The 25,178-nt window shown below is 71.8% G+C and carries 21 protein-coding genes and 1 pseudogene; 11 read left to right on the forward strand and 11 right to left on the reverse strand.

The window, feature by feature from the left end; translation table 11 throughout:
- Positions 1 to 721: 721 nt before the first annotated feature.
- The 5 genes from ABZU74_RS03125 (at position 722) to ABZU74_RS03145 (ending at position 6,809) form a co-directional block, all read left to right on the forward strand.
- Positions 722 to 3,805 (forward strand): BTAD domain-containing putative transcriptional regulator, encoded by a 3,084-nt coding sequence (locus ABZU74_RS03125; RefSeq protein WP_355417785.1) that lies wholly within the window; start codon positions 722 to 724, stop codon positions 3,803 to 3,805.
- A gap of 287 nt (positions 3,806 to 4,092) precedes the next feature.
- Positions 4,093 to 4,584, forward strand: a complete 492-nt coding sequence (gene moaC / locus ABZU74_RS03130; protein WP_355417788.1) for a cyclic pyranopterin monophosphate synthase MoaC — start codon at positions 4,093 to 4,095, stop codon at positions 4,582 to 4,584.
- On the forward strand, positions 4,581 to 5,051 hold the full coding sequence (locus tag ABZU74_RS03135; protein ID WP_355417791.1) for a MogA/MoaB family molybdenum cofactor biosynthesis protein: 471 nt from the start codon (positions 4,581 to 4,583) through the stop codon (positions 5,049 to 5,051). Before moaC ends, ABZU74_RS03135 begins: the two co-directional genes overlap by 4 nt.
- A gap of 76 nt (positions 5,052 to 5,127) precedes the next feature.
- Complete coding sequence (locus ABZU74_RS03140; protein ID WP_355417794.1) at positions 5,128 to 6,384, forward strand: molybdopterin molybdotransferase MoeA; 1,257 nt, start codon at positions 5,128 to 5,130, stop codon at positions 6,382 to 6,384.
- Positions 6,381 to 6,809: a molybdenum cofactor biosynthesis protein MoaE gene (locus ABZU74_RS03145; RefSeq protein WP_130405760.1), complete on the forward strand. Its 429-nt coding sequence runs from the start codon at positions 6,381 to 6,383 to the stop codon at positions 6,807 to 6,809. The genes ABZU74_RS03140 and ABZU74_RS03145 overlap by 4 nt, the downstream gene beginning before the upstream one ends.
- A gap of 4 nt (positions 6,810 to 6,813) precedes the next feature.
- On the opposite strand, the gene ABZU74_RS03150 is transcribed toward ABZU74_RS03145, so the two are convergent.
- On the reverse strand, positions 6,814 to 8,280 hold the full coding sequence (locus tag ABZU74_RS03150; protein ID WP_355417798.1) for a glycosyltransferase 87 family protein: 1,467 nt from the start codon (positions 8,278 to 8,280) through the stop codon (positions 6,814 to 6,816).
- Positions 8,281 to 8,495: 215 nt separating this feature from the next.
- Positions 8,496 to 9,041 carry a DoxX family protein gene (locus ABZU74_RS03155; RefSeq protein ID WP_355417801.1) on the reverse strand — a complete coding sequence of 182 codons (546 nt, stop codon included), beginning with the start codon at positions 9,039 to 9,041 and terminating at the stop codon, positions 8,496 to 8,498.
- Between the two features lie 133 nt (positions 9,042 to 9,174).
- Here ABZU74_RS03155 and ABZU74_RS03160 point away from each other — a divergent pair, with 133 nt between their 5' ends.
- Positions 9,175 to 9,723 carry an N-acetyltransferase gene (locus ABZU74_RS03160; RefSeq protein WP_355417804.1) on the forward strand — a complete coding sequence of 183 codons (549 nt, stop codon included), beginning with the start codon at positions 9,175 to 9,177 and terminating at the stop codon, positions 9,721 to 9,723.
- A gap of 24 nt (positions 9,724 to 9,747) precedes the next feature.
- On the opposite strand, the gene ABZU74_RS03165 is transcribed toward ABZU74_RS03160, so the two are convergent.
- From ABZU74_RS03165 to ABZU74_RS03175, 3 genes and pseudogenes are all read right to left on the reverse strand, one after another.
- Entirely contained in the window at positions 9,748 to 10,989 is a 1,242-nt protein-coding gene (locus tag ABZU74_RS03165) for an ATP-binding protein (protein ID WP_355417807.1), read from the reverse strand.
- Between the two features lie 156 nt (positions 10,990 to 11,145).
- On the reverse strand, positions 11,146 to 11,592 hold the full coding sequence (locus tag ABZU74_RS03170) for a hypothetical protein (RefSeq protein WP_355418243.1): 447 nt from the start codon (positions 11,590 to 11,592) through the stop codon (positions 11,146 to 11,148).
- A 506-nt stretch (positions 11,593 to 12,098) separates the two neighbouring features.
- A pseudogene (locus ABZU74_RS03175) lies at positions 12,099 to 12,566 on the reverse strand (hypothetical protein); the annotation flags it as partial.
- A 357-nt stretch (positions 12,567 to 12,923) separates the two neighbouring features.
- On the opposite strand from ABZU74_RS03175, the gene ABZU74_RS03180 reads away from it, so the two are divergent.
- Both ABZU74_RS03180 and ABZU74_RS03185 read left to right on the forward strand, forming a co-directional pair.
- On the forward strand, positions 12,924 to 13,928 hold the full coding sequence (locus tag ABZU74_RS03180; RefSeq protein WP_355417810.1) for an EamA family transporter: 1,005 nt from the start codon (positions 12,924 to 12,926) through the stop codon (positions 13,926 to 13,928).
- 10 nt (positions 13,929 to 13,938) lie between these two features.
- Positions 13,939 to 14,592: a prepilin peptidase gene (locus ABZU74_RS03185; RefSeq protein ID WP_355417813.1), complete on the forward strand. Its 654-nt coding sequence runs from the start codon at positions 13,939 to 13,941 to the stop codon at positions 14,590 to 14,592.
- A 96-nt stretch (positions 14,593 to 14,688) separates the two neighbouring features.
- Here the strand turns inward: ABZU74_RS03185 and ABZU74_RS03190 are convergent, their stop codons facing one another.
- The 5 genes from ABZU74_RS03190 to ABZU74_RS03210 all read right to left on the reverse strand — a co-directional run bounded on the left by ABZU74_RS03190 (position 14,689) and on the right by ABZU74_RS03210 (position 21,369).
- On the reverse strand, positions 14,689 to 17,868 hold the full coding sequence (locus tag ABZU74_RS03190) for a UvrD-helicase domain-containing protein (protein ID WP_355417816.1): 3,180 nt from the start codon (positions 17,866 to 17,868) through the stop codon (positions 14,689 to 14,691).
- A gap of 61 nt (positions 17,869 to 17,929) precedes the next feature.
- Positions 17,930 to 19,174, reverse strand: coding sequence for a metallophosphoesterase (locus ABZU74_RS03195; RefSeq protein ID WP_355417819.1), 1,245 nt, complete (start codon positions 19,172 to 19,174; stop codon positions 17,930 to 17,932).
- Positions 19,175 to 19,187: 13 nt separating this feature from the next.
- The gene (locus ABZU74_RS03200) at positions 19,188 to 19,442 is read right to left on the reverse strand and encodes a MoaD/ThiS family protein (protein WP_355417822.1); all 255 of its coding nucleotides are present in this window, start codon (positions 19,440 to 19,442) and stop codon (positions 19,188 to 19,190) included.
- Positions 19,443 to 19,444: 2 nt separating this feature from the next.
- Positions 19,445 to 20,458, reverse strand: a complete 1,014-nt coding sequence (moaA, locus tag ABZU74_RS03205) for a GTP 3',8-cyclase MoaA (RefSeq protein ID WP_355417825.1) — start codon at positions 20,456 to 20,458, stop codon at positions 19,445 to 19,447.
- Positions 20,455 to 21,369 carry a fructosamine kinase family protein gene (locus ABZU74_RS03210; RefSeq protein ID WP_355417828.1) on the reverse strand — a complete coding sequence of 305 codons (915 nt, stop codon included), beginning with the start codon at positions 21,367 to 21,369 and terminating at the stop codon, positions 20,455 to 20,457. Before ABZU74_RS03210 ends, moaA begins: the two co-directional genes overlap by 4 nt.
- A gap of 173 nt (positions 21,370 to 21,542) precedes the next feature.
- Between ABZU74_RS03210 and ABZU74_RS03215 the strand changes: the two genes are divergently transcribed.
- On the forward strand, positions 21,543 to 22,586 hold the full coding sequence (locus tag ABZU74_RS03215) for a DUF4192 domain-containing protein (RefSeq protein WP_355417831.1): 1,044 nt from the start codon (positions 21,543 to 21,545) through the stop codon (positions 22,584 to 22,586).
- A 60-nt stretch (positions 22,587 to 22,646) separates the two neighbouring features.
- On the opposite strand, the gene ABZU74_RS03220 is transcribed toward ABZU74_RS03215, so the two are convergent.
- Positions 22,647 to 23,270, reverse strand: a complete 624-nt coding sequence (locus ABZU74_RS03220; protein ID WP_355417834.1) for a helix-turn-helix domain-containing protein — start codon at positions 23,268 to 23,270, stop codon at positions 22,647 to 22,649.
- A gap of 49 nt (positions 23,271 to 23,319) precedes the next feature.
- On the opposite strand from ABZU74_RS03220, the gene ABZU74_RS03225 reads away from it, so the two are divergent.
- Together ABZU74_RS03225 and ABZU74_RS03230 are read left to right on the forward strand one after the other, a co-directional pair.
- Positions 23,320 to 24,270 (forward strand): NADP-dependent oxidoreductase, encoded by a 951-nt coding sequence (locus tag ABZU74_RS03225; protein WP_355417837.1) that lies wholly within the window; start codon positions 23,320 to 23,322, stop codon positions 24,268 to 24,270.
- Between the two features lie 181 nt (positions 24,271 to 24,451).
- Positions 24,452 to 25,168 carry a GAP family protein gene (locus ABZU74_RS03230; protein ID WP_355417840.1) on the forward strand — a complete coding sequence of 239 codons (717 nt, stop codon included), beginning with the start codon at positions 24,452 to 24,454 and terminating at the stop codon, positions 25,166 to 25,168.
- Positions 25,169 to 25,178: the final 10 nt, after the last annotated feature.

The raw sequence follows: 25,178 nt of genomic DNA on the forward strand, positions 1-25,178 counted from the left end.
CCGTCCTGCTCGTAACCATATCGCCGAGCGATGCAGAAGTCCTGCACCGATGTCAGCCCCACTCGTTTCCGCGCATTTCACCCACCCTCTCCTTCGTGTGGTTGTCGGGCTCCGATGGAGCCGACTCTCTACGAATGGAGCTTAAATGGGGTTGGCCCTAGTTAGGGATGATAAATGTCGTTATCCTCAACATTAGTTAATCCTGTGCGCATAAGTGACATTCTGTTTGCGTTCCGGTGCGGAGAGCGCTGGGATGCTCGCCTGTTGCATCCGGTCCGTTGCGGAATGTCGCGAGCCGTACCGGCTGATTAGACCGCGCCTCTCAGTGTGGGCGCTGGGGTGCCGCAACTCATCCGCCGATTCGGTCAACCGCTCGTCAGCTTCAGCCAGGAGTCTCCTTCGTCGACTACGGGCGCAACCGTTCGCAGATGGGCATTGATGGTGGCACTGGCTCGTGCCCTTCCCGAGGTCGGGGCCGACGGCGTGCGGAAACCAGTAGTTGAGGGCTTTCGCTCCTTCTTTCCGTGATGCGACAGGAGCCGAGAACGCTGAGGACACAGACGGTTCTTGCAATGTTCGCATTGCACGCGTCGGTCCTGCGGGCCGCTGCCGAGGATGGGAGCGTCGGCGCCGGCCGCTTGATTGGCGTCGGACGTTACGACCGGTGCCCGTAAGCTTCGTTGCGTGATCGGCTGAATACCCCGCTGGAGCAGGGGGACGGGTGGAGATTCAACTTCTGGGCGGCCTCTCGGTGCAACTGCCCGCTCGCAAGCTGCACCTTGGTACGCCCAAACAGCAGGCTGTCTTCGCGATGCTCGCGGTCCAACCGGGGCAACTGGTGACTCTCGACGACCTGGTCGACGAGCTGTGGTCAGATGGACCGCCACGCTCTGCGGTGGCGAACGCACGGACCTACGCCGCCAATCTGCGCCGAGCCTTCGAGGCTTTCGAGTCTGGCAAGGACGTCATCGTCAGGCAGCAAAGCGGTTATCGGCTCAACCTGGCGCCGGAAGCTATAGACGTATTTCGCTTCGAGATGGAGTGCGCCGCGGGCCGGGAAGCCCTGATGGTCGGCGACCTGGATCGCGCCCTGGAACTGTTGGGGTCCGCCGTGTCGCGCTGGCGTGGGGCGATGCTCGCCGGCATGTCGCTCGGGCCCATGCTCAGCGCGCGCGTGGTGGCCGCCGAGGAGGAGCGCCTGTTGGCAGTGGAACTCCTGGCCGACGCGCAGCTGCGGACGGGACGGGGCGACCTGGCGATCCCCCTGCTACGAGAGGCCATCGTCCGTCATCCCCTCCGGGAACCGGCGTACGTCCTTCTCGTGCGGGCGCTGTACGAGCGCGGCGACCAGGTGGGCGCGCTCGTCGCGTGCGACGAGGTCCGGACCAGGCTGATGGCCGAGCTTGGCGTCCTCCCGGGCTCCGACCTTCAGGCGCTCCACCGCACGATCGTCGCGGCGGCGCCATCCCGGCACCCGACCAACCACGCCAGACCCCTTCCAGCTGGCCAGAGCGCTCGCCCTGGCCCGAACGCACTGTCCCGGGTTGGCGCGGCGGCCCCGGAAAGAGCACAGTGGCCCGACCTGGTGGATCACCTTCCCCGCGCGGTCACCGACTTCGTCGGCCGGGAGGACGTGGTGTCGCGGCTGCTGGCGGAGACTTTGAGGGTCGAGGACCGGGTGCCGGCCGTACACATCATCGATGGCATGGCGGGTAGCGGCAAGACGACCCTTGCCGTACACCTGGCCCGCCGGCTGTCCAGTCGATATCCGGACGGCGCGCTCTTCATCGACCTGTGCGGGCACGGCGACAAGAACAGGGTCGAGCCGGCGAGTGCGCTGGTCACCCTGCTACGACAGTTGGGCGTTCCGGCAGGCCGGATTCCCATCGAGTTCGACGACAGGGTGGAGTTGTGGCGCCAGGAGCTGGCCCACCGGCGTTCGGTGGTGGTGCTCGACAACGCGGCGAGCAGCGAGCAGATCATGCCCCTGCTGCCCGCCGAGCCGACCACCGTCGTGCTGGTGACCTCGAGGCGGCGGCTGTCCCACCCGGATGCCGGGCCCTCGCAGACACTGCCGCTGCTGAACCTGCAAGAGAGCGTCGATCTGCTCAGCCTGAGCGTCGGCCGGGACCGGGCCGAAGCCGAGCCGGAGGCGGCCGCCGAGGTGGTGCGTCGGTGCGGGTACCTTCCGCTGGCGATTCGGCTGGCCGGAGCCAGACTGGCGCATCGGCGCGGCTGGCGGTTGGCGGACCTGGTCAAGCAGATGACTGGCGACGTTCCGCTGCTGCACCATCTGGCCCAGGAAGACAGCACTGTCACCGGGGCCTTCGCCGCCTCCTATGAGCCGCTGCCGAGTTCGACCAAACGGGTCTTCCGATTCCTGGGCCTGTATCCCGGCAGGCGCTTCGGCCCGCCCGCAGTCGCCGCGCTGACCGGTCTGGCGATCGCGGAAGCTCGCGCGGCGCTCGACGACCTCGTGGACCGGAACCTGGTGGAGGACCTGGAATCGGCCCGATATCGACTGCACGACCTGATACGGCAGTACTCGGTCGAACTGTGCTTGCGTACCGACTCCGCGAGCGACCGGAAGGCCGGGCTCGCCCGCCTGTTCGACTTCACTCTGGAGGTGGCACTGCGGGTCGCCAAGACGCTGGAGTTTGACGACATGGGATCTCACCTCACGCACCTCCCCTATGGGCGGCCCGAGTTGATTGAGGCGATCGGGGAGCCCACCGCCGACTTGTTGGAGATAAAGCGGACGGACCTGGTGACGATGGTGAGGGCAGCGCTTGACGAGGGCTTCTACGAGCACTCCTGGCGACTGGCCCGTGCCCTCTGGCGATTCTGCTACATCCGTGGATACTTCGAGGACATCATCACCACCCAGCGGCACGCGCTGATCGCAGCGGAGGCGTCCGGGGACGTCGGCGCGACGGCACTTGTGAACAACTACCTCGCCTCCGGCTACGTTCGGACCGGCGACAACCGGGCTGCGCTGCACCATCTGACCCGCGCTGTCGCCCTCGCCACAGACTCGCAGGACGTGCTGAACGCTGCGCGTTACCGCGCCAATCTCGCCGCCGTCTACTGGTGGAGCGGCAATCTGAGCGAAGCGGTGACGGTCGGTCAGGAGTGCCTGCGCGATTACAAGGGGTACGGCGCCGTCAGAGTGCCGATGGTGCTGCCGAATCTCGGCATAGCGTTGATGGCGCTGGGGCGTTACGAAGAGGCGTTGCGGATGCACCGCCTGCACCTGGCCTGGGCCCGGACGAACTCCGACGACTTCCACACGCTCAACGCGCTCAGCCACATCGGCGCCGTACGCCTCCGGATGGGTGACCTTCCGCAGGCGATCCGCATTCTCCTGGCCTCGTTGGCCCTGCGTGAGCGCACCGGCCACCGGTACGCCGAGGCCGAGGTGCGCATCGATCTCGGGATGGCCTTTCGCAGTCTGGGTCGTCTGGTCGAGGCCCAGCAGGAGCATGAGGCGGCCCGGAAACTGTCGATCGGTTCGGGGGAACGACACGTCGAGGCGGCCGCGCTGAACGAGCTCGGGCGCACCCTGCTCGCGCAGGGGCGAGGTGACGTGGCGTACGAGGTGCACCAGGAGGCGTTGCGGTTGGCCACTCGGATCGCACACCCACACGAGCAGGGTCGGGCCCTGGCCGGGCTTGCTGAACACTTCGCCCGCATCGACCCTGCCGAGGCCCGACGGCACTGGGAGCGGGCGTTGGCGATCTTCCGACGGATGGGCGTGCCGGAGCGTTTCGAGGCCGAACGCCGCCTCGCCGAGCTGACCGACTGACGCAACCCTGGTCACCGGGCGTCGACCAGCCTGAACGTCGTTTATCGATTTCTTATCGGCGGGCCCGGTAACTTACCGGCCGTATCGGCGAACGGGGGAGGTTCTGCCCCTGGGCAGAACCGGGTCGTCGACACACGCCTGCTGCCGGGTCCCCCCAGCGACCTCGACGGCGGGCTGGTGAGGGAGGAGCGGCGTCCGGGCCGTTGCGCCGTCAGCACCCGGCGCGGTCGTCAGCGTGACGCCGCTCCTTCCGACCACCGTCGTACCGCACCGATAGGCTCACGACCGTGACCGAACCCGCCCAGCTCAGCCACGTCGATCGCGCCGGCGCGGCCCGCATGGTCGACGTCTCCGGCAAGGCGGTGACGGGGCGGCTGGCCGTCGCGGCCGGCCGTTTACGGACCACACCAGAGGTCATCGACCTGTTGCATCGCGACGGGCTGCCAAAGGGCGACGCGTTGGCCGTCGGGCGGCTGGCCGGGATCATGGGGGCCAAGCGCACTCCGGAGCTGATCCCGCTCTGTCACCCGATCGCCCTGCACGGTGTCACCGTCGACCTGCGGCTGACCGCCGACACCGTGGAGATCACGGCCACCGCCCGCACGGCGGACCGGACGGGGGTCGAGATGGAGGCGTTGACGGCGGTTGCCGTCGCCGGTCTCGCCCTGGTCGACATGGTCAAGGCGGTCGACCCGGCGGCCTCGGTGGAGGCGGTCCGGGTGCTGCGCAAGGAGGGCGGCAAGACCGGCGAGTGGGTCCGTCCGGAGGACCGGCCGTGATCCGGGCCCGGGTGATCGTCGCTTCCAACCGTGCTGCGGCAGGTGTCTACGCCGACACCAGCGGGCCCCTGCTCGTCGCCGGCCTGCGCGAGCTTGGCTGCCAGGTCGACGACCCGGTGGTGGTGCCCGACGGTGAGCCGGTCGCCGATGCCCTGCGGGCCGCCCGCGCCGACGGTGTCGACGTGGTGCTGACCAGCGGCGGCACCGGGGTGACCCCGTCGGATCGGACCCCGGACGTGACCCGGGGCCTGCTGGATTACGAGATCCCCGGCATCGCCGAGGCGATCCGCGCGCACAGTCGTGACCGGGTGCCGACGTCGGTGCTGTCCCGGGGTCTGGCCGGGGTCGCCGGCCGGATGCTGGTGGTCAACCTGCCCGGCTCGACCGGCGGCGCCCGGGACGGCCTCGCCGTTCTCGGGCCGATCCTCGGGCACACCGTCGACCAGCTCCGCGGCGGGGACCACTGACCGGTGACCGGCCAGGCCCCTGACCGGTGCACGCCAGGCCCGGGCGGGTGTCGGTCCGTGCCGATAGGCTCGGTCGGTGAGCACGGAAACCGCACCCACAGCGGATCGGGTCGCCGCACCCCCGCCAGCCGGGTGGGAGGAAGCACGTTCGCGGGTCTACGCGGTCGGCCTGGCCGCCGCGCTGCCCGCCGTGGCCCGACCACTTGTCGACACCGACGGGTCGACCCTGGCCGAGCCGTTGACCACCCGCACCGACCTGCCGGCGTTCCCCACCTCCAGCGTCGATGGCTGGGCGGTGCGTGGCCGTGGGCCGTGGCGCGTCGTCGGCCGGGTCCTGGCCGGCAACACCCCCGCGCCGCTCACCGAGGACGACACCACAGTCGAGATCGCGACCGGTGCGATGGTGCCCGAGGGCGCGACGGCCGTGCTGCGCGTGGAAGAGTCGACGAGCGTCGACGGCCTGGTCAGCGGCGTTCCCCGGGAGGCGCCCGAGTGGCGGAAACCCGGCGAGGAGGCGTACGCCGATGAGGAGTTGTTGCCGGCCGGCACGCCTGTCGACCCGGCGGTGATCGGCCTGGCGGCCGCCTGCGGGCACGACACGCTGCGGGTCCGGCGGGCGCCGCGTGCCGCGCTGCTGGTCTTCGGCGACGAGTTGCTGACGGCGGGTCCGCCCGCCGCCGGTCGCGTCCGCGACGCGCTGGGGCCCGCCGTGCCGGCGTGGTTGCGGCGGTACGGCTGCCAGGTCCGCCCATCCGACGTGGTCGGCCCGGTGGCCGACACGCTGCCCGCGCACGTGGCGGCCCTGCGCTCGGCGCTGGCCAACGCCGATCTGGTCTGCACCACCGGCGGCACCATGAACGGCCCGGTCGACCACCTGCACCCCACCCTGGAGGCGCTCGGCGCCGACTACGTGGTCAACACGGTGGCCGTCCGCCCTGGTTTCCCGATGCTGCTGGCCCGGTTGACCGGCCCCGACGGGCGCGCCCGGTTCGTGGCCGGGCTGCCGGGCAACCCACAGTCCGCCATTGTCGCGCTGGTGTCGTTGGTCGCCCCGCTGCTGGCCGGTCTCCAAGGCCGGTCGATGCCGGTGCTGCCGCAGGTCACGTTGGCCGAGGCGGTGCCCGGTCGCGGCGACCACACCCATCTGGCGCTGGTCCGACTGGACCGGGCCTCCGGCGTCGCGTCCCCGGTCCGCCACGTCGGTTCGGCGATGCTGCGTGGCCTGGCCGGCGCGGACGGGTTCGCGGTCATCCGACCCGGCACCAGCGGTGAGCCGGGCGACCGGGTGCCGATGGCGCCACTGCCGTTGTTTCCCGGGGAGCGTGCGTCGTGACCGCACCAGCGATCACCTTCGGCGAGGTCACCGACCAGCCGCTCGACCTCGCCACGCACGAGGCGGCGGTCGCCGACCGCCGGGCGGGCGCCGTGGTGTCCTTCCAGGGCGTGGTCCGCGACCACGACCACGGACGCCAGGTCACCAGCCTGGAGTACGAGGGGCACCCGAGCGCCGCACAGGTGCTGCGCGAGGTGGCCGCCGAGATCGCCGCGGAGCCCGACGTCTACGCGGTGGCGGTCTCGCACCGGGTCGGCCCCCTCGCGATCGGGGACGTGGCGCTGGTCGCCGCGGTGAGCACCGCGCACCGGGCGGCGGCCTTCGCGGCCTGCGCCCGGCTGGTCGACGAGGTCAAGGCGCGACTGCCGATCTGGAAGCGGCAGGTCTTCACCGACGGCACCGAGGAATGGGTCAACTGCCCCTAACCGCTCAGCGGTGGCCGTTGACCACCACGGCCCGGGCGAGCCGGTCGCCGTAGAACGCCGGCTCCGCGCCTGGCCGCCAGGGCAGCGCGGCGACCAGCAGGATCAGCGCGAGCGCGAGCGAGTTCTCCATCAGCGCGCCGAACAGACCGTCCTGGTAGTGCGACATCTCCGGCAGTTGGTGTTCGTACGGCCAGATCGGCGAGATCAGGAAGAGCAGGTAGAGCCCGATCGCGGCCACGCCATGGCGGAGCCCGGTCAGCGTCGGGTACCAGATCGGCGGGCGCAGCCCGTTGACCCCGGGCAGACCGCCGAAGGCCGGCCCCTGGCCGGTGCGCTGCGGCATCCCCCGGCTCGCCTCGCGGCGACGCACCGCGGCGTCGGCCAGCACGATGATCGCCGGGATCACCCAGACCAGGTGGTGCGTCCAGGAGATCGGGCTGATCACGTTAGCGGTGAGACCGACAAGCGTGAAGGCGGTCAACTCGTCACCGTCGGCGCGGGAACTGGCCGCCCGGGACAGGCCCAGCGCCAGGACCAGCACCGAGAAGGCGAGCCACAGCAGCCCCGGGGTCTCGATGGAGTCATACAGCCGGGCGAGCAGACCGGCGAGGGACTGGTTGGGCGTCATGTCCGCCGCGCCTACCCGTTCGGTCTGCCACAGCACGCTGCCGAAGTAGGTCCGCGACTCGTCACCGACGATCGCAAAGGTTGCCACCGTCACGCCGATCGTGGTGCCGATGGCCGTGGCCGCCACCCGCCACTGACGGGTGATCAGCAGGTAGGCGATGAACAGCGCGGGGGTGAGCTTGACCGCGGTGGCGAGGCCGATACCGGCCCCGGCCCAGGCCCCGCCGTAGATGAAGCGCAGCAGCGGGCCGTCGGTGGCGGCGTAGTGGGTGCCCCGGCGGGACCGCCAGCGGAGGCCGATCAGGTCAGCCATGATCAGGGCGAACAGCAGGATGTTGACCTGGCCGTAGCCGAGCGTCTCCCGACCTGGCTCGATGGCGACCGCGAGCGGCACCGCCACGGCCACCGTGAACCACAGTGGCCACCCCAGCCGGTCCACGATGGGTCGGAGCAGCCCGGCCAGGACCAGCGCCAGCGCGGCGATGCTGGCGGCGGCGTTGACCATGCCGGCCGCGCCGATCGGCAGCTGCGCCATCGGCAGCATGACCAACCCGGCGAAGGGTGGGTACGTGAACCCCAGTGTGGTTCCGGGCGCGATGAACTCGTAGAGCTCGTGACCGCTCGCCCACCACACCACGGCACCGTGGTAGATCTTCATGTCGAAGAAGTTGTACGGCCGCCCGAAGGTGCCGATGGCGAACCATGCGGCATAGGCGACGGCGGCCACGATGGCGCCCCGTACGACGTTCCTGCGATCGATCCCGCGCGTCACGCGGTCGATCCCGCGCGACACACGTTGGATTGGGGCGAGGCGGTCCGCCCGTCTACCGACAGCCGTCGGCATGGCGTGGCCACCCCCGTACCAAGGTCGTCCTACCCGTCCAGGTCCTGCACGGAGCCTAGAACGGCGCCTCACGTCAGTGCCTCCCGCGTTATGCGACCGTGTCCGATCCCACACATGTTTTTGACATTTCCACCGCGTTAACGCCTACCGGGTGGTTCAGGTAATTCGTGGCCTTAGCGGGGGGTGGGGGTGAGGCAGAGACGGATCGACGCAGGTCAGCCGGGGAGTCGACGTGCGGTGGACGCGGAGCGGACAGCGATTCGGGCCTCGCGTCGGGCCGTCCGGACCGCGCGCTGCATGGAACGTCGAGAGTGGCCGATGCGATGGCCCGTCCGCCACCGCAGACCCGGCTTGCCGCCGGTGTCCGCCGCGGCTAGCAGCAGACCCCCGAGGAGCCCGAGGTTCTTCAGGACGTGAATCTGATTGTTGTTCTTGGCGATCGGGTCGTCGTTGTTCCAGAAGGGATGCCCGGCGATGGTCACCGGCACCAGCGTGCCGGCGAGGACCAGCGCCGCCGGTCGGCTGAACCGGCCGGTGGCCAGCATCAGACCCGCGCTGACCTGCACCGCCGCGTTGAGTCGGATCAACGTCTCGGTGTCGGTGGGGAAGCTCGGGTGTGCCTTCTTCAGCATCGGTGCGACCTTGTCGGTCACCGGTTTCGCGGCCACCGCCAGCCGGCCGGGGTCGCGGAGGTTGCGATACCCGCTGACCACGAAGATGCCGCTCAGCATGGCGCGGGCGAGGGAGCGTACGGGCGTCATGGATCAGTCATACCCCGTCGCGGCGTTTGCTACCCCGGCAACCGCAGGATCGGATTGGTGTTCGTACACGTACGCCACGCCGAATCGAGCGACCGGCACGGATGGACGAGTGCTGGCGGGTAACGTCGCGCGGGTGACCACGCTGCGGCTACGCCCCGAGGATCCGGCCGACGCCGGCCCGGTCCGCCGCGTACTGGCCGCCGCCTTCGCCCGCCCGGACGTGGCGACGCCACCGGAGGTCAACCTGGTCGACGAGCTGCGCGACACCACCGCCTGGTTGCCGGAGCTGGCCATGGTCGCCGAGTACGGCGGTGAGGTCGTCGGTTACGCGCTGCTCACCCGGGTGCGGCTGCGGCCGGAGCGGGGCTCGGACGTACCCGTGCTGGCGCTCGGGCCGGTGGCGGTCGCGCCGCACCGACAGCGGGTCGGGCACGGCACGGCTGTCGTGCAGGCCGCCCTGGACGCCTCCACCGAGCTGGGCGAGCGGCTCGTCGTCGTCCTCGGTGCCCCGGCCTTCTACCGCCGGTTCGGGTTCGGCCCGGCGAGTGAGCTGGGCCTGACCGGCCCGTGGGCCGGCCTCGGTGAGCCCTGGCAGGCGCTGGTGCTACCGCCGTCCACCAGCGAGGAGGGCCCCCCGCCGCGCGGTGAGGTGCTCTTTCCGGCGCCCTGGTCGAAGGTCTGACCTGGTCGGCGCGGTGATCGGCGGTCAGGCCGGCTGGGTCCGCAGGTAACGGCCGAAGTGCGGAACCGTGAAGGCGACAGTGCCCCGTTCCCCGGAGTAGATCAAGCCCTTCTTGATGAGCGCGTCCCGCGCTGGGGAGAGGCTCGCCGGCTTGCGGCCGAGGGCACGGGCGATCTCCGCGGTGGGCACCGCGGCGTCCATGTCGTCGCGAATCACCGCGCCGGGCTCGCCCTCGACCGCGGACATCATGGCCATCGCCCGCATGTACTCGCGTTCGGCGGGAGTGGCCCGTTCGAACCGGGACCCGAAGAACCCGACCGCCAGCTCGGCCTCCGCCTCGGGCGCGGCGACCCGCACGTCGGCCGCGGTGATCGGCGAGCGCGGCGCGTGGTCCCAGGTCGCCTTGCCGTACGCCTGCACGAAGTAGGGGTAGCCGCCGGACTTCTCGTAGAGCAGGTCGAGGGCCTTCTGCTCGTACTCGACCTCCTCGCGCTCGGCGGGCGCGCAGAGCGCCCGGTCGGCGGCGATCCGGTCCAGCCGGTCGATGCGTTGATAGCGGAACAACCGTTCGGAGTACGACTTGGCGGCGCTGAGCACGGCCGGCAGGTGCGGAAGGCCGGCGCCGACGACGATCAGCGGCGCGCCGAGCTGGGACAGCTCGTGGCACGCGGCGCAGAGCGCGGACACGTCCTCCGGGCCGAGATCCTGCATCTCGTCGATGAAGATGGCGATGCCGGTGCCGACGTCGCTGGCCACGGCAGCGGCGTCACTGAACAGCTCGACCAGGTCGATCTCGATGTCGCCGGAATCGGCCCGGCCGCTGGCGGCCGGCACGTCGATGCCGGGTTGCCACCGGTCGCGCAGTTTGGTGGCGGCGCCGGACCGGCCGGTCGGGGTGGACCGCTGGGCGAACGCCTTCAGGACGCCGAGGAACGCGTCGATCCGGTCCGGTGCGCGGTGCCGGGGGGCGAGCTCCCGGACCGCCATGTGCAGCGCGGCGGCGACCGGGCGACGCAGCGACTGGTCCGGTCGAGCCTCGATCTTGCCGCTGCCCCAGAGCCGGTTGATCGCCTGCGACCGGAGGGTGTTGAGCAGGACCGTCTTGCCGACGCCCCGCAGCCCGGTGAGCATCAGGCTGCGCTCGGGTCGGCCCCTGGCGATGCGCTCGAGCACGATGTCGAAGACGTCCAACTCCCGCCCCCGCCCGGCGAGTTCGGGCGGACGCTGGCCGGCGCCCGGCGCGTACGGGTTGCGGACCGGATCCACGCATCGCAGATTATCGGGCCATCTAGCTGCGAGGCTAGACATGGATAGATGGGGCTACCGGCGTGTCGAAACCGTCGACCACAAACTAGGGCTGTCTAGCGTCCACGCTAGACAGCCCTAGTTTTGGCAATCGGTTACCGGTGCTCCCGAATCGGGCTACCGCTCCTTCAGACAGAGCACGTAGTCGAACAGGTCCACCGAGTTGTCGTGCACGTAGTTCGCGGTCGCCTGCGGCGCGAGCGTCTCGCACCGGTCGCCGTCGGTGGTCGCCGGAATTCGCAGCAGCACCTGATAGGTGTTCGGACCACACGGCACCTTGCGCAGCTCCGCGTCGTCCTCACTGCCGTCGTTCACCACGCAGTCACCCCGCGCGAACTCCTCGTCCGGAGTCGGCGCGGCCGGCGTCGGAGCGTCGCTGGGCAGAGCGGGTGGCACGACCGGGGCGCTCGTGGACGGGGCACGCGCGGCGTCGCTACCGGCGTCGGCAAGCTTCCAGACCGCCCAACCGGCCAGGCCGAGGCACGGACAGAGGACGAGCAGCACCACCACCGTGATGATGAGAGCGACGTTGCGGCCGGTCTTCACCGGTGCGGCCGGCGGCATCCCGTAGCCGCCGGGCGGCTGCTGACCCCACGGCGCGGGTGGCTGACCCGGTGTCGGCCCGGCCGGCTGGCCGGGCATCGGGCCGGCCGGTGGGAACGGCCCGGGCGGTGGGTATCCCGGGCCTGAGGTGGGCGGCGTTGGCCCGGCCGGTGGGTATCCCGGTCCCGACGTGGGCGGCGTCGGGCCGGCCGGTGGGTACGGCCCGGGCGGTGGGTATCCCGGGCCCGAGGTGGGCGGCGGCGCCCACATCGGCGTGGTGGGCGGCTCCGGATCGGTGGGCGGCGGCGCCCACAGGGGTGCGGTCGGCGGTTCCGCGTCGGTCGGCGGCGGGCCCCACTGCTGCCGGGTCGGGTCCTCCGCCGCCGGCGGGGTGCTCCACTGGGGCAGGGTCGGGTCGACGGGTGGTGAGCTGTCAGGCCCGCTGGGCGGGCGCTGGTACGAGTCGTCCGGCTGATCGGAACCCGCAGGTCCGTAGGTCGTCATGTCATCCCCGGGGGTGGGTGGTCTCAGCGTTGCTTGAGGCAGAGGACGAAGTCGAGAGTGTCCAGCTCACTGTCGAAGAAGTACCAGTTGGTGTAGCCCTCGACCTTGCCGCACTTGGCCTCGGCATCCCGCTCGCCGCTGGTCGGGCCGTCGATCCGGCTCAGCACCTCGTACGACTTGGCGGTGCAGCCGCTGATCAGCAGCTTGGGCTTGCCACCGGCGGTGCCGTCGTTGCGGACGCACTGGCCGACCTTCGCGAACCGGGGATCGGCCGACGACTCCGGCGCGGCGGCGCTCGGCGCGGGCTCGACCACGTCCGCGCTGGGCTCACCGGCGGCAGCCGAACTGCTCGGCGCGGCTGCCGGCGCCGGATCGCTCTGCCCACGGCGGAACCAGAACACGCCGGCGACGGCCACCACCAACAGGACGACGGCCAGTACCGCGATCAGCGGCCCTTGGCCGCGTCGGCGCGGTGCCGGATCCTCGCCGTACGGGCCGTCGGGCCGGTACGGCTGCCCGCCGTAGGGCGGGGTCGGCTGGTACGAGCCGCCGTAGGGCGCCCGGGGCTCCGGACCGTAGGGCGGGGCGGGCGGGCCGCCGTACGGCCCGGGTGGTCCCTGCGGCGCGGGCGGGTACGACGGAACCGCCGGCGGGTAGGGCTCCGGCGCCGGCGGGTAGGGCTGCCCACGGTGACCCGGCGTTTCGTCGGGTCTCTGCCCACGCCACGGGCCCGGTTGGCCACCCCCCGGTTGTCCGTAGTTCGTCATGCCGCCCTCCTGCACGAGTGGTGAGAGGCCGGCCACCAAAGCGCGACGCGGGCTCCGAGGTCACCGTAGCGTGGTCCACTGATGAGCTCACCTTCACCGAGCGTCACGGCCCTCGACGGCCGTCGCGCCAGCACCACGCCGACCCTGATCTGGACCGCGTTGATCGTGGTCTACCTGCTCTGGGGGTCGACCTACCTGGCCATCCGGATCGCCGTGGAGACGCTGCCTCCACTGCTGTCGGCCACCCTCCGGTTCGCCGTGGCCGGCCTGATCCTGGCGGTGGTGCTCCGACTGCGCCGAGGCCCCGGCGCGCTCCGGGTGGACCGACGGCAACTCGGCTCGGCCGTGTTGATCGGCGTGCTCCTGCTCGCTGGTGGCAACGGCCTGGTGGTGCTCGCCGAATCGGGGCCGCCGGGTGTGGCGGTGCCGTCCGGGATCGCCGCGCTGCTGGTGGCCACGGTGCCGCTGCTGGTGGTGCTGTTGCGCTCGGCCAACGGGGACCGGCCGCCGATCTGGACGATCGCCGGGGTCACCGTGGGCTTCGTCGGCCTCATCCTGCTGGTGCTGCCCGGCGGCAGCTCGGCCGCGGTGCCGCTGCTCGGGGCGTTGACAGTGGTGGTGGCGGCCGCCTCGTGGTCGGTCGGGTCGTTCCTGTCCGGACGGATCCGGATGCCCACCGACCCGTTCGTGGCCACGGTGTACGAGATGCTGGCCGGCGCGCTGGTGCTGGCGGTCGTCGCCGCCGGTCGCGGCGAACTCGCCGACTTCCACCCGGCGGCGGTCAGCATCCGGTCCTGGTTGGCGGTCGGTTACCTCATGGTGGCCGGTTCGCTGGTGGCCTTCACCGCGTACGTCTGGCTCCTGCAGAACGCGCCGATCTCGCTGGTGTCGACGTACGCCTACGTGAACCCGGCGGTCGCGGTGGCGCTCGGCGCGCTGCTGGTGGCCGAGCCGATCACCTCGCAGGTGGTGCTCGGCGGTGCTGTCATCGTCGCCGGCGTCGCTGTGGTGGTGACCACCGAACGGCCGCGTGGGCCGGGCACGGGATCACGATCGGGGGCCACGCCGTTGCGCGACCGCCAGTAACGTCCGGCCCATGTCGGCCGCCGCACTGGTGTCGATCGCGTTGCTCGGCGCGCTGGTCGGCCTCGTCGTACCCCTGGTGTCGCGGCGCTTCGCCACGGCGGACGCCCGGTCATGGGCGTTTCCAGGGCCGCAGCCGGTCCGACGGCCCTGGGTCGCCCCGATGGTGGCGGCCAGCGTCTTCGTCGGCCTTGCCGTCGCAGTGGGTGACGATCCGGCGCTGCCGGTCTTCCTCGCCGTGGCGGCGGTGGGGTTGGTGCTGGCCGGGGTCGACCTGGCCTGTCTGCGGCTGCCCGACCCGCTGGTCCTCGCCGCCGGGCTGCTGGCCCTCGGGGGTCTGAGTGCCGCGGCACTGCTGTCCGGCACTCCCGGCCGGCTGCTCGGAGCGCTGGGAGGTGCGGCGGGCGCGGGCGGGGCACACGTGCTGCTGGCCCTGCTGCCCCGCTCCCGGCTGGGCTTCGGGGACGTGAAACTCGCCGCCGTCCTCGGCCTGCCGCTCGGCTGGTTGGGGCGGGACGCCCTGCTGGCCGGGCTGCTCCTGCCCCATGTGCTGCACGGCGGCCTGGTCCTCGGTCTGCTCGCTGCCCGGAAGGTGCACCGGAACACCCTGCTGCCCCTCGGCCCGGCCCTACTGGCCGGAGCCTGGCTCGCCGCCCTCCTCCCCTAACCCGCCCAGGCCCTCGCCCTCGCCCCGGGCCCGGGCCCGGGCCCGGGCGCGACGGCGAGGGCGAGCGCGGGTGCGGGCCCGGGGCGCCCGGGTTGCTCAGATCAGGCGGAGTTGGCGGTCTTTGGGGCGGCGGGGTTCGGCTTCGCCGAAGCGTTCGAAGAGGCCCGGGTCGATGGTGCCGAGGAACGGGGAAGGTGCGCAGTCGCGTTCGGTGCCGTGGCGGGTGCGGCGGGCGGCGTGACTGACGTACAACCGGTCCTGGGCCCGGGTCAGGCCGACGAAGAAGAGGCGGCGCTCCTCGGCGATGGCGTCCTCATCAGGGGTCGAGCCCGGCCAGCGCAGCGGCAGCAGCCCGTCCTCGACGCCGACCAGGAAGACCACCGGAAACTCCAGGCCCTTCGCGGCGTGCAGGGTGAGCAGCGTGACCGCCTCGGCGCGCGGGTCGAGCGCGTCCACCTCCGCGCCGGTTGCCAACTGCGACAGGAAGGTCTCCAGGTCGTCGCCGCAGCGTCGGGCCAGCGGGGTCAGCAGGTCCACGGCCGAGCGGACATCCTCGGGACGGACCGTGCTGCCCGAGCCGTCCAGGGTGGGCACGGCGAACCGCTCGGCGACCACCTGACCGGCCAGCCGTACCCGGGCGGCCAGCGAGCCGGCCAGACCGTCGGCGTGCCGTAGCTCGCGGGCGATGGCCGCCACCCCGGGCCGATCCCGCAGCCGGTCGTGGGAACGCTTCTGTACGGGGATGTTCGCCCGGGTCAGGGCGTCCACGATCGGGGCGGCCTGCGCGTCGGTCCGGTACAGCACGGCGATGTCGGAGAACGACAGCGAGGTGGATCGGCCGTCGATGCGACCCGAGTCCAGCGAGCGGTGCGACAGCCCACCGACCAGGTCGTCGACGGTACGCACCACGAAGTCGGCCTCCTCTGCCACCGACGCCGCCGGGTAGCGCCCGACCAGCGGCGCCTCCGGGTCGAGCCGGGCCGGGTCCAGGCGTCGGCCCCGGACCAGCGAGGACGGTGCGATGGCCTGCACGGCGGCGGCCAGGATCGGGGCTGACGATCGGTAGTTGCGGTTGAGCCGGACCAGCCGGGCGTCGGTGAAGTCCTCGGAGAAGCGCAGGAAGTATCCGACGTCGGCACCCCGGAACGAGTAGATCGCCTGGTCCGGGTCGCCGATCGCGCAGAGGTTGCCGTCGGCGGGGCTGAGCAGCCGCAGCAACTCGTACTGCACCTCGTCGACGTCCTGGTACTCGTCGACGAAGATCCACCGCCAGCGGTCCCGGTACCGCTCGACCAACTTCCGGTCGGCCCGCAGCAGCTCCACCGGCAGGGTCAAAAGTTCGTCCAGGTCGACCAGGTCCTGCTTACGGAGCAGCGAGGTGTAGGCGGCGCTGTCGTCGCCGGCTTCGGTGCGGGCTGCCGCCCGCTCGGCGTCGTCGGCGATCCGGAAGTCAGCCGGGAGGCCGGCCGCGTCGGCGTTCTCCCGCAGGATGGTCAACCCCAGCGCGTGGAACGTACCCACTGTGACGTCCTCGGCGACCGGGCCGAGCAGGCCGTCGAGGCGGTGTCGCAGCTCCTCGGCGGCCCGGCGGGTGAACGTGATCGCGAGGCAGCGCTCGGGAAAGACGTTCAGCTCCGCGCAGAGGTACGCGATCCGGTGGGTGAGCGTCCGGGTCTTGCCGGTGCCCGGGCCGGCCACGATGAGCAGCGGGCCGCCGGGTGCGGAGGCGGCCACCCGCTGCATGGCGTCCAGCCGGTCCAGCAGGCCGGTGCCGACCTCCTCCATGCCGGAGAGCATCGGCTCGAACGGTTCGTGCGGAGACGGCGGCGACGCGATCGGCGGCGCGGGCGCCGGGATCGGCTTGCGCTTCGGCTCGGCCTTGGCAGCCGCCGGGCGCTTGGCCGCGACCCGGGGAGCCGGCTCCGCGGGCCGTCGCTGCGCCGGCACCGGTACGTCGAACAGCGTCTCCTGCGCGCCCAGCTCGGCCGGGTCGAAGAGCGTGATCACGCCGTACTCGCCGTCGTAACCGGGCACCCGGCGCACGTCGCCGCGCCGCAGCCGCCCGATGCCCTCGGCGAGCAGCTCACCACCGGCCTGCGCGATGTCGCTCAGCGGTGTCGTGGTCAGGATCTCCAGCTCGGGGCCGAGGGCGGCCAGTAGCTCGTTGAGCCGCCCCTCGACCTTCTTCGACCGGGCACCCACCTTGTTGATCTCGCCGAGGATCTCGGCCAGCGGCACCAGGTGGGTGACGTCCCGGGCGTGCGCCGGCCGGTGCCCGTCCGGGCGGTCGGCCAACTCCTCGATCCGGCTGAGGACACCCACGGTGAGGGGTTTGCCGCACTCGGGGCAGCGCCCGTCGGCGGCCCGGGTGCGCTCCGGAGACCAGTTGATCCCACACAGCCGGTGCCCGTCCGCGTGGTACTTGCCCTCCTCCGGGAAGAACTCGATAGTCCCGGCCAGGCCGTCACCGGTACGCAGCGCCTCCCGAACGGCGAAGTAGTCACGTTCGGCGGTCAGCACTGTCGCCTCCCGGCCGAGCGCCTGCGGCGAGTGCGCGTCCGAGTTGGACACCAGCTGGTAGCCGTCCAGGCTGCCGACCCGCCAGTTCATCGCCGGGTCGGAGGAGAGCCCGGTCTCCACGGCGAAGATGTGCTCGGCCAGGTCGGCGTAGCAGTCCGCGATCGCGTCGAAGCCGGACTTCGAGCCCAGCGCGGAGAACCACGGCGTCCAGATGTGCGCCGGCACCAGGTAGCCCTCCGGGCTGGCCTCCAGGGTGATCTCCAGCAGGTCCCGGGAGTCCAGGCCGAGGATCGGCCGGCCGTCGGAGCCGAGGTTGCCGATCCGGCCGAGCGCGGTGTTGAACCGGGCCACCGCGTCCAGATCCGGCAGGTAGATCAGGTGGTGCACCTTGCGGGTCCGGTCGTCCCGCTTGTAGATGGTGGAGATCTCCACGCTCAGCATGAAACGGACCGGATCCGCCTCCGCCGTCCCGGCGAGCCGGGGTGGCAGCCGCCGGGCGATGTCCCGTTCCGCCTCCGGGTCGAGCCGGTAGAGCCCCGGCTCGGCCGGGCGCAGCGTCTCGGCCAGGTGGTCGTACCAGGCGGGGTGGGTGAAGTCGCCGGTGCCGAGCAGGCCGATGCCTTTACGCCGGGCCCACCACGCGAGGTTCGGCAGGGTGAGGTCACGGCTGCACGCGCGCGAGTATTTCGAGTGGATGTGCAGGTCCGCGACGAATGGCGGTAGGCCACCGGGGGGTACGGCGCTGAACGGGGGCACGCCGCATCCTGTCACGCCCGCCGCGCCGGCCACCCGCCGCCACGCGCGGACGTGACCTCCGCTATGCCGAGCGCAGCTCGACCAGACTGATCTGCGGCTCCGCGCCGACCCGGACCGGCGGACCCCAGAAACCGGCGCCGTTGGTCACGTAGACCTTGGTGCCGTCGACCTCACCGAGCCCGCTGACCACCGGCTGTTCCAGCCGGACGGCCAGGTTGAACGGCACCATCTGCCCGCCGTGGGTGTGCCCGGACAGTTGCAGGTCGACGCCGTAGCGGGCCGCCTCCCTGGCCGCCAGCGGCTGGTGCGCGAGCAGGACCACGGGGCGGCTCGGGTCGCGGTCACCGAGGGCGGCGGCGAAGTCCGGCCCGGCGGCGAGGCCGGTGCCCGCCGCGGTGAGGTCGTTGACCCCCGCCAGGTCGAGCACACCGCCCCGGGCCTGGATCTCCTGCCGCCGGTTCTGCAGCACCCGCAGACCGAGCCGGTCGACCTCCTGGACCCACTCCTCAACGCCGGAGTAGTACTCGTGGTTGCCGGTGACGAAGAAACTGCCGTAGCGGGAGCGCAGGTCGCGCAGCGGCTCGGCGGCCGAGCCGAGTTCGGCCACGGAGCCGTCGACCAGGTCACCGACCACCGCGACGATGTCCGCGTCGAGCCGGTTGATCGCGGCGACGATCCGCTCGGTGTGCGCCCGGCCGCGCAGCGGGCCGAGGTGGATGTCGGAGACGGTGGCGATGCGCAGACCGTCCATGCTGCGGGGGAGTTTGGCGAGCGGAATCCGTACCCGGTCCAGGTGGGGCGGGCCGAGGGCGGTGCGGACGCCGTACCCGGTGATGCCGGTGGCGGTGAGCCCGGCGAAGATGGCCGCCCCACGGGCCAGCAGCAACCGACGGGACGGGTCGTGGTCCGGTGCCGCGACGGCGCCGGCGGCCGGCGGCTCGGTCGGCCCGGCGGCACCGACCAGCACCGGCTCCGGCGCGGCCGTGGTCGGTTCCGCGGCGACCACCCGGCGGCGCTGCACCAGCCGGGCGACAAGCATCGGGACTTCCAGGACGACCAGTACGACCAGCAGGTAGAACATCAGCGCGAGCCACAGGTAGCCCGGCCAGGCGAGCCAGTAGAGACCGGCCTGCGTTCCGGCGAGGGTGACCGGCACCAGCAGGGCCAGCACCAGGGCGGCGATCCCGCCGACGCGTCGCCAGCGGCCCGGTGTGGTGGTGTCCCGAACGAGCCGCTTCCACAGGTAGAGGTGAATGAGACCGGTGGCCAGCGCCAGGACAGCCACGAACCCCAGAACCGCCATCATGTGTGTGCCTTCCTCAGCCGCCCGCGAACGGGGGCAGGACATCGATCGTGGCCCCGGCCGGTAGGGGTGCCTGACGATCATGACAGGTGACGCCGTTCACGAGGAAACTCGCCACCCGCAGCACCGCGGCGAGCCGATCACCGTGGCGCTGGGTCAGCTCGGCCGTGAGGTCGTCGAGTGACCGCCCGGCGGGGATGGCCTCCTCGGCGCGGCCGACGGCGGCGCGGGCGCCCGCGAAATAGCGGACGGTCAACGATGTCTCCGCCATGCTCAGCCTCCGATCGCGGACATCGGGCGGGTCGGCTGGAGGAAGGTGGGGTCGTCGATGCCGTGCCCGGCGCGCTTGCCCCACATCGCGGCACGCCAGCGCCGGGCCAACTCGTCGTCGTCCGCGCCGGTGCGCAGCGCGGCGCGCAGATCCGACTCTTCGGTGGCGAAGAGGCAGGCGCGGACCTGGCCGTCGGCGGTCAGCCGGGTGCGGTCGCAGTCCCCGCAGAAGGGACGGGTGACGCTGGCGATCACGCCGACCCGGGCGGGGCCGCCGTCGACCAGCCAGGTCTCCGCCGGTGCCGCGCCGCGCTCGGCCGGGTCGGGGCTGAGATCGAAGGCGGTACGCAAAGACGCCAGGATCTCCTCGGCGGTGACCATGGTGTCGCGCGCCCAACCGTGCTGGGCGTCCAAGGGCATCTGCTCGATGATCCGTAGCTGGTAGTCGTGATCGAGGGCGAAGCGGAGCAGCGCCGGCGCCTCGTCCTCGTTGACACCGCGCATCAGCACTGAATTGATCTTCACGGGGCTGAGCCCGGCGGCCGCCGCCCCGGCCAGCCCGGCCAGCACCGCGTCCAGGCGGGGACGGCGGGTGAGCCTGGTGAACCGGGCCGGGTCCAGGGTGTCCAGTGAGACGTTCACCCGATCCAGGCCGGCGGTGCGCAACGCCGGGGCCAACCGGTCCAGGCCGATGCCGTTGGTGGTCAGCGAGACCCGAGGGCGGGGTTCGAGGGCGGCGACCGAGGCCACGATGTCGACCAGCCCCGGTCGGATCAGCGGCTCGCCGCCGGTGAACCGCACCTCGGTCACGCCGAGCAGCTCGACAGCCACCCGGACCAGCCGGACGATCTCCTCGTCGGTCAGCAACTCGGGGCCGGCCAGCCAGGGCAGCCCCTCCGCCGGCATGCAGTAGGTGCAGCGCAGGTTGCACTTGTCGGTGAGGGACACGCGCAGGTCCCGGGCGACGCGGCCGTACCGGTCGACGAGGACGCCGTCGGTCCCCGGTGCGGCGCTCACCTGTCGACCGTAGCGCGCTCGGCCCGGCTCAGGACGGCACGGGCGGTCTGGACGACCACATCTCGGTAACTGGCGCCGAAGAGCGCGGTGTGCACGAGCAGCAGTTGCAGCTGATGCACTGGCACCCGGTCACGCCAGCCGTCCGGCAGCGGCCAACTCTCCTGGTAGGCGGCCAGCACCCGATCCAGGTGGGGGATGCCGCCGAAGAGGGCGAGCTGGGCGAGATCCGTTTCCCGGTGCCCACCGTGCGCTGCCGGGTCGACGAGCCAGGCTCGGTCGTCGGCCCCCCACAGCACGTTGCCCGGCCACAGGTCGCCGTGGATGCGCGCGGGTGGCTCGTCGCCGCCGAGTCCGTCGAGGCGACCGATCACCTGCTCGACCAGGGCGGCGTCGGCGCTTGTCAGCGCGCCACCGTCGACCGAGCGTCGCAGGTGGGGGGCGAGGCGCCGCTCGGCGAACCAGGTCGACCAGCGCCCGCCGGTGGGGGTGTTGTCCTGGGGGAGCGAGCCGATGAACCCGGGCCAGGTGGCACCGAAGGCGGTTGCGCCCGCCCGGTGCAGCCCGGCCAACTCCTGGCCGAAGCGCTCCGCAGCCTCTGGTGTCGGTTCGCCGGGCTCCACCCAGTCGAGCGCCAGCAGCTCCGGCAACACCACGATCACCTCGGGTACGCCGACAATGCCCGCCTCCCGCAGCCAGCGCAGGCCGGCGGCCTCGGCGGCGAAGAAACCCTCCGGGGCCGGTCGGTCGGCGCCCTCCGGCCAGGACTTGGCGAAGACGGAATGGCCGTCGTCGAGGGTGAGCCGGGCGGCGGCGCAGATGTTGCCACCGGCCACCGGCGTCTCCCGGAGCCGCTGATGGGTCCGGAAGGTCGGGAGGTGTGCCGGATGCGCGCGCAGGTACGCCAGGTCCATCAGCGCACGGTAACCGCTCCTTACGACAGCCAGGTATCGCCCGACGACATCGGTGCTCTTTCCGCACTCGTAGGTGAGGCGTGAACAGGGAAAACACGTTCAGTAACTGTGGATAAGCCGCGTGTCGTCCACAGGGGTGGCAGGGCTCGTCGCCGCCGCCGCAGGCTTCCGACATGACCTCGACCGAACGCCCTCAGCTCGCCGTCCGCTCACCCGCCGACCTGATCGCCGCCGTGCCGTACCTGCTGGGGTTTCACCCCACCGACAGCGTGGTCGCCGTGGCCCTGGTCGGCCGACAGATCGTCTTCGCCGCCCGGGCGGACCTGCCCGACCCGACCGAGCTGGGCGGGCTGGCCGGGCACCTGGCCGGGGTGATCCGCCGGCAGGGTGCGGAGGCCGCCACGGTGGTGGGCTACGGGCAACCGGAGCGGGTCACCCCGGCTGTGGACGCGGTACGCGACGCGCTGAACGACTTCGGGCTGCACGTGCTCGACGCGCTGCGGGTGACCGACGGCCGCTGGTGGTCCTATCTCTGCACCGAGCCCGACTGCTGCCCGCCCGAGGGGCGCCGCTACGACCCGACCGCCAATCGGGTGACGGCCTCGGCGGTCTTCGCCGGTCAGGTCGCACTCCCCGACCGGGCCGCCCTGGTGGCGCAGGTGGCGCCGGTGGACGGCCCGGCCCGCGACGCGGCCCGCGCGGCCACCGCCCGCGCCGAGCTGAGGCTGGCCGAGTTGGTGGAGCAGGCGCCCGAGAGCGATCTGCTCGGGGCGCGGGCGCTGCGCGCCGCCGGGGTGGCGGCGGTCCGCGAGGCGCAGCGCCGGCAGCGGCGTGGTGAGCGGCTCGACGACGACGAGGTGGCCTGGTTGAGCCTGCTGATGACCCACCTGCCGGTCCGCGATCACGCGTGGGAACGCACCGACGGTCGGGACCGTGACATCGCCCTCTGGACCGACGTGCTGCGCCGCGCCGAGCCGGAGGTGGCCGCTGCTCCCGGTGCGCTGCTGGCGTTCGCCGCCTGGCGCGCTGGGCAGGGCGCGTTGGCGGCGGTCGCACTCGAACGCACGCTCGGTCTGCACCCCGACTACTCGCTCGCCCTGCTGCTGGACGACCTGATCCGGCGCGGCGTGCCCCCGGCCGAGCTGGACGGCTGGCCGTCGGTCGGGATGCCCGGGGTCATCCGTCCCCGCAGACGGAGCCGACGTGGCCGCCGCTGACCGGCCCCGCCATCCGCGCGGTAATACCGCCGGTGCACTCCACCGCCGCGCCTTGTGTGATCAGGCCGCCGACAGCGGTAGGCGGACGGCTGGTGGGAGTGGTTCCCGCCTGGGGCTTGTCTGAAATGACTGGATCATGAGTGCCGCGAAGCGACGTGCGGCTGCCAGACGTCTGGCGGTCGACTCGGCTCGGATGCCTTCGTTGGCCATCAGCGCCAGGATCAGGTCCTCGATCACGAAGTCGTCGCGCAGCTCTCCCGTCGCTCGCGCGCGATCGACGAGCTCGGCCAGCATGCGCAGTGTTCGGGTGCGGTCGGCGGTGAAGCCGGCTTCCCGGGGAAGTTGACTGATGAAGGCGCGGGCGAAGCCTCGATCATGGGCATGCGTCTCAATGAGCTTCTCCACCACCAGACGGAAGCCCAGCCAGGCGTCGGGCTGAGCCAGGCCCTCCTCGACGATCGCCGAGCAGATGGTCATCTGTTCGGCGAACGCCTCGGCGAGCAACGCGTCCTTGGTGGGGAAGTGCCGGTAGATCGTGGCGGCGCCGACCTGCGCCCGCCGGGCGATCTCCCGGATTGGCACGTCGAGGCCGTTGGTCGCGAACGCCAGGCGAGCGACGGCCAGAATCCGTTCCCGGTTGTCGCGGGCATCCGAGCGCCGGGCTTCTCTCACTTCGACAGTCACCGTTCTCATTTTAGCTAACCGGACGGGGTGTTCCGTTACGGTTCGGCCCATGAGAGCTGTCGTATTCGCCGAGTTCGGGCCGCCCAGCGTCGTGCACGTCGCCGAGGTGGTGACCCCGCACGCCGGGCCGGGTGAGGTCCGCATCGCTGTCCGCGCCTCCGGGATCTCGACGGGAGAGGTGCTCATTCGCTCCGGCAAGCTGGCCGACATGGTGCCCGTGGCGTTCCCGTACCGGACCGGCTTCGAGGCGGCCGGCGTGGTCGACGAGGTTGGGGACGGCGTCACCGACGTCACAGTCGGCGATCAGGTGTTCGGCATGGCCTCGTCGGCCACGCGCGGCGCCAACGCCGACCACGTGGTGCTGAGCGCATGGGCAGGTAAGCCCGCCGGCTGGAGTTGGGAGGAGGCGGGCGGCGCGGCCGGCAGCGTCGAGACGGCCACTCGCGTTCTCGATCGGCTCGGGGTCGCAGCGGGGCACACAGTGCTGGTGAACGGCGCGGCTGGCGCGGTCGGCAGCGTCGCCGTGCAGGTGGCAGCCGCCCGTGGCGCAGTTGTCATCGGCACGGCGAGTGAACGCAACCACGACTTCCTGCGCTCGCTCGGCGCCGTGCCGACGACGTACGGCCCCGGCTTGCCCGACCGAATCCGCGGGTTGGCGCCGGGCGGGGTCGACGCGGTGTTCGACTGCGCCGGAGGATCGCTGCCCGACCTGATCGCCGTCGCCGGAGATGCGGGACGTGTGGTGACGATCGCCGACTTCGCGGCCGCCGCCCACGGCGTGCACCTGTCGCACGGCGCACCCGCGGATCGGACCGGCAAGGCGGTGGGGTCCGGTGCCGACGTGCTCGCGGTGCACGGCCTTGACATCGCGGTGCGCCTCGCCGAATCCGGTCGGTTGCACATTCCCGTCGCGGCCACGTTTCCGCTGACCGAGGCGGCGGCCGCGCACGAGTTGAGCGAGGCGCCCCACGCACCCGGAAGGATCGTCCTGGTCAACTGACGTCGGCGCCCCCCTTGCGGAGATCGCTGCCGTCACCCGGTTCCGTGGTGTGGCCAACAAGCACGACACCCGGCGACGCCCTCCGTCGAAGGATGTACGCGTTGATCCTGTCCACGGCCGACGCGGCAGGGCCACCGCCGCCGGAGAATGATCTCGTGGCTGTTCTCCGCATTGGTACGACATGACCCCCGAGTTGCTGCTGTCGCTGGCCGGGCTGGCGTTGATCGACAGCACCAGCATCGGCACCCTCTTCATTCCGGTCTGGTTGCTGCTCGCCCCCGGGCCGGTGAACGTCCGGCGGATCCTGGGCTATCTCGCCACCATCGCGGCGTTCTACCTCGCGGTGGGGTTGCTGCTGGTCTGGGGCGGCAGCGCGCTGGGCGACGCGTTGGGCGGCGCCCTGGACAACCGCGGTGTCCTCTGGGCGCAACTCGTCCTGGGCGTGGGAATGCTGGTGCTCAGTTTCCGTTACGACGGCAAGCGGCGTCCCCGTACCAATGGTGTGTTGCGCTGGCGGGACCGGGCCACCGCCGGAGACTCCTCGGCCCGCTGGTTGGTCGGGCTCGCGCTGCTCGCGGCGCTCGCCGAGGTGGCGACCATGCTGCCGTACCTCGGTGCGGTGGGCCTGTTGGCCACCTCGGGGGTGAGAGCGGCCGGCGTGGTGGCGCTGCTCACCGGGTACTGCCTGGTCATGGTGCTGCCGGCGGTGTTGTTGCTGGGTGCCAGGGTGGCCCGCCCACGACTGGTCGAGCCGGTGTTGGCCCGCCTGAACACCTGGATCGTCACGAAGGCGGGCAGCGCGTTGGGCTGGATCCTCGGCATCGCCGGGTTCCTGATCGCCCGTGACGCCGCCGCACGGCTGGCCCTCTTCGACCTGATCGACCGGATCGGTCGGTGACCGGCCGCTC

The sequence above is a fragment of the Micromonospora sp. NPDC005171 genome (assembly GCF_040608575.1).
Classification (GTDB): Bacteria; Actinomycetota; Actinomycetes; order Mycobacteriales; family Micromonosporaceae; genus Micromonospora.